The sequence below is a fragment of the Paenibacillus sanguinis 2301083 = DSM 16941 genome (assembly GCF_000374825.1).
Classification (GTDB): domain Bacteria; phylum Bacillota; class Bacilli; order Paenibacillales; family Paenibacillaceae; genus Fontibacillus; species Fontibacillus sanguinis.
The window spans coordinates 335,157-347,623 of sequence record NZ_KB895377.1 but is presented as its reverse complement, the minus strand read 5'-3'; the positions used below and the strand labels follow the sequence as shown (position 1 = coordinate 347,623).

Sequence of the window (12,467 nt, the reverse complement as noted above, 5' to 3'; positions counted from 1 at the left end):
GCTTCGCTTACTCAAAAAACATGAGTTCAAATGGAATTTCATATTGCGATACGTTAAAGGCTACGCCATGAAGCGCCTCGGAATGGATCGCCTTCACCACGGAGTAGGTTAATGGCAAATACACGGCTTCCTCGTGCACATAACGGAAGATTTGCTCATATTTTGCTCCCCGCGCCGCTTCATCCTGCTCTACCAGGACGTCACTAATCGTCTGATCCAGCCATTCCTTCTTCTCCAGACCCGCCTGGGCCTGGTAATCGCCATGCGAGGGCACACGCCAGGTGGATACATAGGTCTGCGGATCATAAGGCAGCCCCCAGGACAAGGAATATTGCAGATCGAACTCCCCGGACTTCTGCCGGTCAAAATAAGCCTGCTTCTCCTCGCCCAGCAATTCCAGCTCGACACCGATCGCTTTCAGATCATTTTGCATCGATTCGCCAATCGTCTTCTCCTGAGCATTGTCCGAATTGTAGGAGAGCATCAGACTCAGCTTCTTGCCGTCACGGTAGCGGTAGCCATCCTCCGCCTTTGCCCATCCTGCCTGATCCAGCAAAGACTCTGCCTTCGCCACATCGTAGGCACGGATCGGAAGGTCAATGTCGGCATAAGGGGTAGAATTCGACATCAGCACATCGGCAATTTGCTCGGTACCGTTGAGAATCCCCGTGGCAATGGTTTCCTTGTTAATCGCATATTGCAGCGCTTCGCGTACCAGCCGGTCCCGGGTAAATTCCCGCTTGCTGTTCAACAGAATCGCCCGGGAGCCGGACGGCGGGCTGATCTTCGTAACGTATTTGCCTTGCTCCTGTAAGGAGGTGAAGGCATTGGCATCCAGCATATCTCCGTCCGCGCCAAAGATCAGGTCAATCTCGCCGTTTTGCAGCGCCAGCAGAATCGTCTGATGATCCGGCATCACCTTCCAGCGAACTTGCTGGATCTTGGGCAGATCCCCCCAGTATTGCTCATTCACTGTAAACAAGGCATACTGATTATCCTTATGCTCGGTGAGCACATAAGGTCCGGTTCCCGCATAGCTGCTAACCCCATTCGCGGTTGTACCGTCGATGAAGCTGTTTGGCGAGATCATGCGAAACGGCCGGGTCAGACCCAGCTCCTCCAGTGTCGGGTAATACGGATTCTTCAAATGGAGGATAAAGGTATGCTCATCCACGGCTTCCGTACTGTCAATGACCTGAACCAGATTCAGCCAGGCGTTCTTCTCATAGTTGGCCACGACGGCATCGATATTTTGCTTGACCGCCTCGGCAGTAAACGGTTCTCCATCACTAAATACAACATTCTCTCTCAATTTAAAGGTATAGGTCATTCCGTCGTCCGAAATCGTCCAGCTCTCGGCCAGCTTGGGCTGAACGCCTTCCGGCGTGTTGACCACCAGCGATTCAAATACCATATTCTGCGCGGCCAATTCCCCGCCCGTCAAATGAGGGTTGATGTCCCGGATATCCTTGGTGCTGGCAAATACCAGCTCGTTCTTCTCCCCCAAGCTCCCCGTCGTCTGCTTGGCTTGCTGTCCGCAGCCTGTCACCAGAATAAGTAATGCGATAAGTCCTGCTAACCATTTCGTCTTCATTGTATCCTCCTGATAATAGTTATTGATTGGACAGGTGATGAACGGCAGGAGCCTGCGGCCGATATGGGCTTACACTCGCTGCTTCAGCTCCATACCGTCTTCTCGGCTACTCGTTCACCTTTTTTTTAATAATTCACTAAATTACTCACGTCGGATAAATCAGGCGCTCCACCTTTCTTGTATACACCGAAGTACACACGGTACGCATGAGATGGAACGTGACAAAAGCCAGCCATAACCCATGGTTGTTCCAGTGCATGGCCGCCAGCCACTGCACCGGAATATAAATCAGCAGTGAAATAAATATACCGTTGCGAATCGCCCACACCTGGGTCACTCCTGAAAAGATGCCTTCAAGCTGCAAGCCCCATACGCCAGCTTAACTGTATAAGGCAATCCAGATCATATGCTCCCTCACCACTAACTGCACCTCGTGGTTTGCTGTGAACAATGAAATAATTCCGGACGGAAAGCCCAACAGAATCGAAGCCAGCAATACAGCAAAAATAGTGCCCCAGACTGCCGACAAAGTATAAGAACGGCGGTAACTTCGGTAGCTGCCTGCTCCTAGCGCTTGTCCGGCAAGAATGCTGGAGGCATTCGCCAGCCCGCTGAATACGTAGGCCAGCAAGTAGTGAAGCTGCAGCAAAATCGCATTGCCCGCCAGTGTCAGCTCATCCATGCGAGCTCCCTGAACCATGAACAAGCTAGTCATGGTCAGCAAGCAGACCGTTCGCAGGAACAGGTCGCGATTCACAACCAGCATTCTCTTCGCATGGCTCGGTTCGAACAGCTTCCCAAGCTTTAGCTGCTCCAGGGACCATTTGCGACTATAACGCATAATGATGAAACCGACGATAACGCCAAAGATTTCTGACACCAGCGTAGCGACGGCAATCCCTGCTACTCCTAAGTCCAAATACAAGGCGAACCCGACGCTAAGCAGCATATTCAGCACATTCACCAACAGTTGAGAGACCAGGGTCCACTTGACTTTGGACATCCCTAGCAGCCAACCGGTAATGATATACTGGGTCAGAGCAAACGGCGCACCCCAGATACGGATGTTAAAGTAAATGCTCGCTTGCTGAAGCACCAACTCACTTCCCCCGATCAACTGTATGGAGGCCAGGAGAATGGGCTTTTGGACAATGATAAAGACCATGCCCGTCAGCAGAGCAATCAGCATGGGCCTCAAGCAGGCATAAGCAAGCTGATCGTCTTGCTTCGCTCCTAAAGCCTGAGCCGTAAACCCTGTGGTACTTACTCTAAGAAAGCCAAACAACCAATACATATTGTTGAAAATGAGACTTCCTACCGCCACCCCACCAATATAAGCAGCGTGCTCCAGACGACCTGCGACGGCCGTATCCACCGCGCCTAGCAGCGGTATTGATAAACCGGATAAAATGAGCGGTATGGCAAGCTTGAAATACTGTTGATGTGTCATGTCGCTCCTTTTATATGTAACTTTTACGATTTAAGGGCAATAAAAATGGGCATACTCCTGTATGAATGAATATTGACTTGCAGACAGGAGCATCCCATAAGCATATCTATATGATTGCATCTACCATTAATCGTACATATTACGGATAAATTATATTAAACAACATTTAGCCTTGTCAAGGCTAAATGTATTCACAGCAGAGGTGATCCATGTTTTGTTATAGTAGTATTTGCTTGCCCCGGCAGGTTGTACGAGGATCAGTCAGCAACGTTTCAGACACCGTTACGTCCTTTGCTTGGAGGTGATTGCCTTTCAGTATCAGTATTTTTGTAACACATGTATACAATCCTGAACAACCACTCGATAAAGATATGTTTATAGTTCTATAGTCCCAATTCAAACAGGTCGTATAATGATAATTATCCGACAAAAGTCATGGGTAAAAATGTAGAAAAAGATAGATTTTTGTTGGGTATTCATTTCGATTATAGGTCAAACAACCCACTTTTGCATAGTCCTAATTCATAAATTCTCTTAAGCAATCCTGCACATAATCGGGAGCTGCTTTTTTTATTTGGTCCACAGTATGGAGATAGCGCTGGGTTGTATTGATATGCGCATGCCCTAAGGTTTCTTGAACCTGTTGGAGCGAAGCACCTCCAAGCAAGGCTAATGTCGCGTTCGTATGACGCAGCCAATGAGGAGTCAGCTTCTTTGTAATACCGCTTTGTTCCCCCGCCTTGCCTATAATTCGCTCGATTTGTCTTGTTGTAATAGGAAATAATTTTAGCCCGGCCGGGGGATGATCCTGCTTTGAAACATGCTTCGCATAGGCTTCAAAGCGTTTCCATAAATACTCAGGAACCTTGATTGCTCTTGTCCTCCCCCCCTTAGTATATTGGAGTATGAGCCATACCCCTGAGTCCATAATATCTTTCTGAAAGTCCCCCCACACCATCGAGGTAAGTTCGGACACTCTTAAGCCAAGCATAACAAGAGATAAGCCGATCAAATAGTTCCTTTGGCCCTGCTGCTGCAAGCGGCCAAGCAATAACCCCACTTCATTCTTGGTCAAATAATTCCTGTGACTAGTCACCTGAATCATTGGCAAACGCACGTTTGAGGTTGGATTACTGGTGAAAAATCCTATGCTGGCATCACTTCCCCATCTGTACAACGACTTTAGTGGAGCTAAGGAAGCCGCAATGCTGGCTGGCGCCAGCGCCTGCCTAGATACCAGGTTTGGACGTTGTTGAAGGTATAGCTTGAAGGCTTCTATTTCTCTCCAGCTTACCGAATTCAGTCTTCTGTAGTTAATAAACTCCCGAAAGCTACTGATAGCCCGGAGATAACTCCTTTGTGTATTTTTTGCTGTGCAACAAGTGCTGATGAACATCCCTACAATTTTGTCGTCATTACAGCTATTTTGATTAAGCTCTAGCAAGTCTAGAGAATCTGTAAATTTTTCATTCATTTGTGTATTCATAGGTTCCCTCCAGGACATGACGTAACGAGTCGGAATATGTCGGATAATTATCATTATACGACATATTCCAACGCATCTTGACTACTACCTGCTTCATTGTACAAGGAAAAGGGCATAACGTTGTGAAATTTTTTCGATTGGAGATTATCTCGGAAGAAAATTTTGAAACTATTCAACGAGGAGGATAAGATATGAGCTCCTTGCAAGATGCTATTGTGCATCAGGAGTTGATCAAGCTGGATGCATCTCCCTTGTTTCAATGGATTGACTTTATGTCCGAAGAGCGACCTGATTTTTATCGCCACAGCCTTCGAGTCGCTATGATCGCAGATCGTCTCGGTACACAGATGAAGTTAAGCTATGCTGAACAGGAAAATTTACTGCGTGGCTGCTTTCTGCATGATCTGGGGAAGTTAACGCTTCCTCTGGATTTGCTGGAGCAGGTTCAACCTCTCTCTCAGGAGCAGTGGAATATGATTAGGCTGCACCCTCAGACAGGCGCTGACCTCGTACATACACTGTCCGAATTTGAAGAATCCGTAATTGAAGTTATTCTCCATCATCATGAACGTTGGGATGGTCAAGGCTACCCCCATGGGCTTCAGGGATCAGACATCCCTTTACTGGCGCGAATCTGCGCGGTAGCTGATTCCTTTGATGCCATGCTGAGTCCACGTCCATACCGCCAGCCCCTGTCGGCTAATGAGGCTCGGCTAGAGCTGATCAACCACAGTAATCTCCAATTTGATCCTGATATCGTCTGTCAGATGCTTAAACTGGTTGATTCGGAAATGTCTTATTGCAGTTTTATACAAGAAAGGTAGGAAGATTAGCTATGGCTATGCCATCGACAGACAAGGAGCAATACATTGAGTTCTGTGTAGATGAAGAGAACTATGCCATTCCCATCTCAGAGATTCACGAAATTATTAAAATGCAGGAGATTACGGAGATTCCTAACAGCTTCTCATATGTTCAAGGGGTTATTAATTTGCGTGGACGGATCGTTCCCGTCATCAGCCTGCGGAGTCTGTTCTTGCTGGAGCCAGATGAATACGGCAAGGCAACACGCATCATCGTTGTCAATCATCAACAGGAAGCCGTAGGAATTATCGTAGATAGGGTAAGCAAAGTAACAACTTTTAGCGATATTCAACCCCCTCCTGACAAAATTGCCAATATTAACGGCAGTTATTTTACAGGGATCGGGTTCGCCGCGGATGAAGGACTGGTCGGAATTCTTAAGCTGGATGAAGTGCTTATTGGAAACAACTAGGAGGGAAGCTTGGTGACAGATATGTCTGGTTACCGGGAGTTGTATTTGGAAGAGTTGGAAGAACAACTCCAATACATTGAGGAAGAGGTGCTGCATCTCGAGGATGAAGGAGCAACGAACACGGCCATTGACCGTCTGTTCCGTGCCGCACACACTTTAAAGGGCTCATCGGCAGCCATGGGCTACCAAAAAATGAAAGAAGTGACCCATCAAATAGAACACTTGCTGCATCAGGTGCGAAATGGCGAGCTTCAAGTAACCAAGCCCTTGATTAATCTGATGTTTGCAGGACTGGATGTTATGAAAGGACTTCAGGAAGAAATCGTAAGAACCGACACTGAGGCCTCCGATATCGCTCCTCTGTTGTTGCAGCTTCAACAGTTCAATCAACATGCAGCAGCCGTTGAAATAATGATAACAGATGAAGCTCCGGAGAAAAATTCAGGCGATCCTTTCAAATCCACTGTGAAGCAAGCGATTCAATCTGGCCTCCAGGTCTACCTGGTTTCTGTAGTTCTCGCTCCGGATACATTAATGCAGCATCCTCGATTGCATTTAATTGAGCATGAGCTCAAGGACGTTGGCCAAATCATCGGCAATACCCCCCTGGAATGGCGCAGCCTGAAAGAAGAGGAATTGAGAAAGGTTACCTGGATTCTAGCCACAGATGGAGAGAAGGGTGACGAACTGCACAAACTGATCAGTTCAATGCTGGATGTCGAGAGCGCAGAGGTCACCCCCTACTCTTCTACCTCTGTTGCCGAGGGAACAGCCAAGCAAGCTCCCGGCAGTCAAGAACTGATTATTTCACAACAAAGCGCTCCTGTTGAAATCAAGAGCAAAGCACAAACGATTCGGGTCAATCTGGAACGATTGGATCATTTAATGAATCTGGCAGGCGAATTAGTTATCGACCAGACCCGTGTGCAGCAAATCAAAACGCTGTTCCGCCAAAAGTTTGGACCTGATGATTTAGTCGAGGATTTGTTTGTACTATCCGATCACCTGAGCTTGCTGGTAAGCGAATTGCAGGATGGCGTAATGAAGGCACGCATGCTGCCCATAGAACAATTGTATAACCGCTTCCCACGAATGGTTCGCGATCTGGCAGATTCACTGGGCAAACAGGTTGAGCTTGTGCTGCTGGGCAAGGATACCGAACTAGACCGCACTCTCATTGAGGAAATTGGCGATCCACTAATTCATCTGCTGCGAAATGCCGTTGACCATGGTATCGAATCACCTGAGCAGCGCTCCCTGAACGGGAAAAAAGAGCGGGGAACTGTTACGCTGTCGGCAGCACATCAGGATAATCATGTTGTCATCTCTATACGCGATGACGGCGCTGGCATGGATGCGGACAAGCTGCGTGCCTCTGCTGCAAGCAAAGGGCTGCTGTCAGAGAGCGAAGCCCGTCGTTTGAGTGATGATGAAGCGGTTCATCTGATTTTCAAGCCTGGATTTTCAACCGCCTCACAGGTGAGCGACATCTCTGGACGTGGAGTAGGCATGGACATTGTGCGCAACGATATTGAACGAATGAGCGGCATGATCGATATTGAGACCACGAAAGGGCAAGGCACCGTCTTTCGTATACGTCTCCCTCTTACCCTGGCCATTGTGACCGGACTGCTCGTCGATATTAGTGGGCGAATTTTCATTATTCCGATGAGCAGTGTGGCTGAAATCACCCGAATAGAAGCCGAAGAAATAAAAAGGCTGCGCGGCGAGCCCGTGATCAAAATTCGCAATCAGGTCATTCCGGTTGCATGGCTGCATCATCATTTTGGCTATCCTGCACCATCCCCCCGACACTATTTACCCATGGTTATTATCGGAAGAGGAGAAAAGCGCGTTGCCTTGGCCGTAGACCATCTGCTCGGCAATCAGGAAATTGTCATTAAAAGTCTGGGCCGCTTTATCGGAAAAGTTGCTGGTATTTCAGGCGCGACCATTCTGGGTAGCGGCAATGTCGCACTAATCCTGGATATCGATGGTGTAATCAAGCTTTTAGGAAACATATAACCTACTAACCTTTTGGGAGGCTTTAAATCCATGAAATTTTTTTACAATTTAAAAATCAGTGTCAAGCTGATTTCCTCATTTCTAGTTATCTCTGCACTTCTTACCTTTGTCGGTTTGTTTGGTCTGAATAACCTTGGCAAGATGAACAACTCCGTTACATATATGTATGAGGATGGTCTACTGCCAGTTGAGTATGTACAGTCTGCTCAAATCAGCTTCACCCGGATTCGCCTACTGCTCCGCAGCATTTACATTGAAGAGGACAAGGCCACCCAACAGAGCTTTATAGATCTGCTGGATACCGAAAAAAATGCGTTGACTTCCAGCCTAGCTAAATTCCGTAATAATGCTAATCTGAGTGAACAATCGAAATCTACCCTTGCCCCCTTCGATGAGCTTTGGAGTACCTACGTCAGCTTGATTGATGAGGCAGTTCAGGCTGGTGCGAATGGAGATCTTGAAAAAATGAACAGGCTGATTGGACAGGAAAGTGAAGCGGGCAACCCGATTCGGGATGTATTGTATGCTCTGATTGACATCAATATTGCTGAAGCAACAGATGCCAAAGAATACATCTCTGCCATGTACGTATCCTCCCGCAATGTTACGATTATAACTATCGTAGCAGCGGTGCTGGTCTCTATTCTGCTCGGATATCTTATTTCTCAGATCATCTCCCGGCCGCTGGCCCGCGTTACTCATCTCGTTCAGCAGGTGGCTGATGGGAATCTGAGAAATACGCTGGATATCGATTACAAGGATGAGATCGGACAATTGGCTAAAGGCATGAACAGCATGATCGTCAGCCTGCGCGAGATCGTTAACAATATTATAAACCACTCTCACAGTCTGGCAGCTGCATCACAACAAATTTCCGCCAGCACGCAGGAAATTGCCAGCGGAAGCGCCAGCCAGGCAAGTGATGCTCAAATGATCAGCGAGCTGTTCAAGGAATTGTCCACAGCGATTCATGCTGTTGCCTATAATACAGAACAGGCTTCGGAATTGTCGAATGAGACAGTTCGCATCGCCGAAGAAGGCAGTGGAATTATCCAATCGTCGAGCGATAGTATGAAATCGGTGAGTCAGCAAATGACCCAACTGGAGGATGACTCGCAGAAAGTCGGGGACATCATTGGTGTAATCGAGGATATTGCCGATCAAACCAACCTGCTGGCCCTCAACGCAGCGATTGAAGCCGCACGTGCCGGCGAGCAAGGGCGCGGCTTTGCCGTTGTCGCCGACGAGGTTCGCAAGCTAGCCGAACGCAGTGGTGAGGCAACCCGGCAAATTACCGGCATCATTAAGGGAATGCAGGAGAACACACGATCCAGCGTTCAATCCGTACAGGAGAGTGCAGAACTGTCAGAACGCACCGGCGAGGCCTTTGAACGGATTGTCAACCATGTGAATGACGCTGGTCAGAAGGTTGTGGAGATTGCTGCGGCAAGCGAGGAACAGGCCGCTCAAACCGCTACCGTCCTCTCTGCGGTAGAGAATATTTCGGCAACCACACAGCAGACAGCCGCCGGCAGCGAGGAAACTGCGGCTACAGCTCAATCGCTGGCCCAGCTTGCTGAGGAATTGCAGCGCTCCGTCTCGGTATTCAAATTGAATGCTTGATACTAGTCACCTGTCAAGAGACCATGCATAGCAGCATGGTCTCTTTGCTTTGTTTTGTTTACTAATCTTGCTCACGAAGCTCCAGCAACTGCTGCAGCTTCGCTTCTGTAGGCGTTCCCGCCGCCGGGGTATAAATGCTGCATCTTAGATCGTCCGGACCGTACACCTTCAGGGAGGTTAGTTCGTAGACCATTTTGCCCGCCTTCGCATGTCTGAATTCCAGATGAACATCCGGCGCATAGCTAACCTCACTTTGCTCCCACATTTGCCGGAATTCCGGATAAGCCTCTTTCATCTCCGTAATGAACTGCTCATACCATTGATCCTCCACGTACTGACCGTAATAGCTGCGGAACATGGACAAGAACCCGCCGGAGAACTGCTCCCAATTCACCGCTAATCGGCGGAACTCCTGCCGGGTAAATAGCAGCCGGATTACATTCCTCTCTTCTGGCGGAATCCGCTCAAAATCCACAAACACATAGGCCGCTGCCTTGTTCCAGCCCACGATATTACATTTGCGGTCGGTGATCAGAACAGGACAATACTTCAACTCGCTTATCATCTTTTGCAAGGAAGGACTAAGCTGCACTCCCTCTGGCTCCATCGCATATTTGTCTTTGTCCGAAGTGTTCCCGAAGGCCAATGAATAGAGGTAACGCTTCTCATCCGCATTCAATTGGAGCGCTGCCGAAATGCCCTCCAGAACAGACGCAGATACCTGAATATCTCTCCCCTGCTCTAGCCAGGTATACCAGGTTGTGCTTACGTCGGCCAATTGAGCTACCTCTTCCCGGCGAAGTCCCGGAGTTCTTCTACGAGAACCCGCGGGAAGCCCCGCAGATTCAGGAGTCATTCTTGCTCTTTTGTTTTTGAGAAAATCGGATAGAACCTGCCTTCTGGCATCAGTCTGCACGGCAAATAGCTCCTTCCATCAGAATTTATACCAGTATAATGTACAACTTGTAATAGGATAATTCGTGTGTCATTATAACATTCAATAGAGGAAAAAAGAACTACTCAGGGAGGTTATCCGTTCATATGGAAAGAGTTGTTATTACAGGAGCGGGAGTCATATCGCCCTTAGGCAATCAGGTTGATACATTATGGTCTAGCATGCTGAAGGGGATATCCGGAGTCAAGGGTATTGAATGGCTGGATACGACAAGACATAAGGTGAAGATTGCCGGGACTATAGCCGACTTTGACCCCCTCGACTACCTGGATGCCAAGGAAGCGCGGCGAATGGACCGCTTCTGCCAATTTGCACTGGCGGCGGCAGATCAAGCAGTGACTCATTCCGGGCTGGATCTAGCGCAAGTCGATCACGAACGACTGGGCGTCTATGTCGGCTCGGGGGTGGGAGGGATACAGACATTGATGAAGCAAGCGGAGACGCTGGGGACACGGGGGCCGGAGCGAGTGAGTCCGACACTGGTTCCGATGATGATCTCTAACATGGCTGCGGCACTGATTAGTATCAAATATCAGGCGCTTGGGGCAACGCTCTCTCCTGTTACTGCTTGTTCCATTGGCAATACAGCTATTGGAGAGGCCTTCTTCTCGATTCAGGCAGGCAGGGCTGATGTAATTATTGCCGGGGGAGCCGAAGCGTCGCTGACCGATATCTCGCTTGCCAGCTTCTCCAATGCTACCGCTCTTTCCACGCGGAATGAGGAGCCCACTCGGGCAAGTCGGCCATTTGATGCGCATCGCGACGGGTTTGTCATGTCAGAGGGGGCCGGTATGGTGATTCTGGAGTCGCTAACCCATGCACGGCAACGTGGCGCCACCATCCTGGCCGAGGTTATCGGATATGGAGCCAGTTCAGATGCCTATCATATGGTAGCCACCCCTGAGGATGGTCATGGTGCCGCCAGGGCTATGCGCTTGGCTCTGGCTGAAGCCAAGCTGCAACCTGCGGATGTGGATGTGATCAGCGCCCATGCTACCAGCACCTGGATCGGGGACCGCTCCGAGACGGCGGCTATCAAATCGGTGTTTGGGGAAGCGGCTTACCAGATTCCCGTGACGGCCAATAAATCAATGACAGGCCATATGCTGGGAGCATCCGGTGCCGTGCAAGCCATCGTTCTGATCAAATCCCTGCAAGAGGGGTTGATTCCTCCAACCATCAATCTGGAAGAGCCAGACCCTGCTTGCGATTTGGACTATGTTCCCCATCAAGCCAGGGAAGCCAAGCTTCGTATCGGGATATCCAACTCCTTTGGCTTTGGCGGGCATAATGCCGTGATTGTATTGCAGGCCTATCCCGCCGGTGCCTAGCTTAAATGATGCTTTTCCATCGTCTGAAGCAGCTCGATCAACAGCGCATTGGACTGTGCCAGAAGAGAGGGCTGCTTCACCATCTCACCGGGAGATTGGACATAAGGGCCGCCAGGCTCCAGTTCATCCGCACAATGCTCCAGCAGTTTGTCGATGCTGTCATCACCGCATTCCAGGTGGAATTGCAGCCCAACCACATGTCCTTGGTATTCAAAAGCCTGATTGGCACAGCCAGCACTGAAGGCCACCGTCTCTGCGGTTGGCGGAAGCTCAAAGGTATCTCCATGCCAGTGATAGGGAAGCAGCTCGCGCGGGAATTTTTTGAAAAACACTGATTCCTGGTAGCTTTCCTTCATGCTCACCGGATACCAGCCAATCTCTTTATATGGATTCCGGTAGACCCGTCCCCCAAGAGCTTCCGCTAGCAGTTGAGCGCCCAGACAAATGCCGAGAATCAGCTTTCCTTGAGCAATGGACTCTTGAATCAATTTTTTCTCCCGAGCCAGCCAAGGATGCTTCTCTTCATCGTAAACTCCCATCGGGCCTCCTAAAACAACAAGCATATCGAACTCCGACGTAAAAGGCACATCCGCTCCTTCATATAGTAGAGTGCCTGTTAGCTGATGTCCCCGCTCCATAGCCCAATCCGCGATGCGGGCCGGAGACTCAAATGGAACATGCTGTAAATAATGAATTTGCATAATAACGCTTATCCTCCCCTGGATTG

11 protein-coding genes are annotated in these 12,467 nt (G+C 49.1%); 5 read left to right on the top strand and 6 right to left on the bottom strand.

Features of this window, described 5'->3' with window-relative positions:
- Window positions 1-7: 7 nt before the first annotated feature.
- The 4 genes from nikA to C557_RS0105100 all read right to left on the bottom strand — a co-directional run bounded on the left by nikA (window position 8) and on the right by C557_RS0105100 (window position 4,530).
- On the bottom strand, window positions 8-1,594 hold the full coding sequence (gene nikA / locus C557_RS0105110; RefSeq protein WP_018750759.1) for a nickel ABC transporter substrate-binding protein: 1,587 nt from the start codon (window positions 1,592-1,594) through the stop codon (window positions 8-10).
- Between the two features lie 145 nt (window positions 1,595-1,739).
- Window positions 1,740-1,922, bottom strand: a complete 183-nt coding sequence (locus C557_RS24050; protein WP_018750758.1) for a hypothetical protein — start codon at window positions 1,920-1,922, stop codon at window positions 1,740-1,742.
- Between the two features lie 51 nt (window positions 1,923-1,973).
- Window positions 1,974-3,044, bottom strand: coding sequence for an MATE family efflux transporter (locus C557_RS22990; protein ID WP_018750757.1), 1,071 nt, complete (start codon window positions 3,042-3,044; stop codon window positions 1,974-1,976).
- A gap of 517 nt (window positions 3,045-3,561) precedes the next feature.
- Window positions 3,562-4,530 carry a tyrosine-type recombinase/integrase gene (locus C557_RS0105100; RefSeq protein ID WP_018750756.1) on the bottom strand — a complete coding sequence of 323 codons (969 nt, stop codon included), beginning with the start codon at window positions 4,528-4,530 and terminating at the stop codon, window positions 3,562-3,564.
- 191 nt (window positions 4,531-4,721) lie between these two features.
- On the opposite strand from C557_RS0105100, the gene C557_RS0105095 reads away from it, so the two are divergent.
- Genes C557_RS0105095 through C557_RS0105080 form a run of 4 tightly spaced genes read left to right on the top strand, consistent with a single transcriptional unit; the run spans window position 4,722 to window position 9,454 of the window.
- Complete coding sequence (locus C557_RS0105095; RefSeq protein WP_018750755.1) at window positions 4,722-5,354, top strand: HD-GYP domain-containing protein; 633 nt, start codon at window positions 4,722-4,724, stop codon at window positions 5,352-5,354.
- An 11-nt stretch (window positions 5,355-5,365) separates the two neighbouring features.
- Complete coding sequence (locus tag C557_RS0105090; protein WP_018750754.1) at window positions 5,366-5,806, top strand: chemotaxis protein CheW; 441 nt, start codon at window positions 5,366-5,368, stop codon at window positions 5,804-5,806.
- Window positions 5,807-5,827: 21 nt separating this feature from the next.
- A complete protein-coding gene (locus C557_RS0105085) occupies window positions 5,828-7,831 on the top strand; it encodes a chemotaxis protein CheA (protein WP_040676465.1) in 2,004 nt (667 codons plus the stop codon).
- Between the two features lie 30 nt (window positions 7,832-7,861).
- A complete protein-coding gene (locus C557_RS0105080) occupies window positions 7,862-9,454 on the top strand; it encodes a methyl-accepting chemotaxis protein (protein WP_018750752.1) in 1,593 nt (530 codons plus the stop codon).
- A gap of 61 nt (window positions 9,455-9,515) precedes the next feature.
- Here the strand turns inward: C557_RS0105080 and C557_RS0105075 are convergent, their stop codons facing one another.
- The gene (locus C557_RS0105075; protein ID WP_026263304.1) at window positions 9,516-10,370 is read right to left on the bottom strand and encodes a helix-turn-helix transcriptional regulator; all 855 of its coding nucleotides are present in this window, start codon (window positions 10,368-10,370) and stop codon (window positions 9,516-9,518) included.
- Between the two features lie 125 nt (window positions 10,371-10,495).
- On the opposite strand from C557_RS0105075, the gene fabF reads away from it, so the two are divergent.
- Entirely contained in the window at window positions 10,496-11,740 is a 1,245-nt protein-coding gene (gene fabF, locus C557_RS0105070; RefSeq protein WP_018750750.1) for a beta-ketoacyl-ACP synthase II, read from the top strand.
- Here fabF and C557_RS0105065 read toward each other — a convergent pair.
- Window positions 11,737-12,441, bottom strand: a complete 705-nt coding sequence (locus C557_RS0105065; protein WP_018750749.1) for a type 1 glutamine amidotransferase — start codon at window positions 12,439-12,441, stop codon at window positions 11,737-11,739. The genes fabF and C557_RS0105065 overlap by 4 nt on opposite strands.
- Window positions 12,442-12,467: the final 26 nt, after the last annotated feature.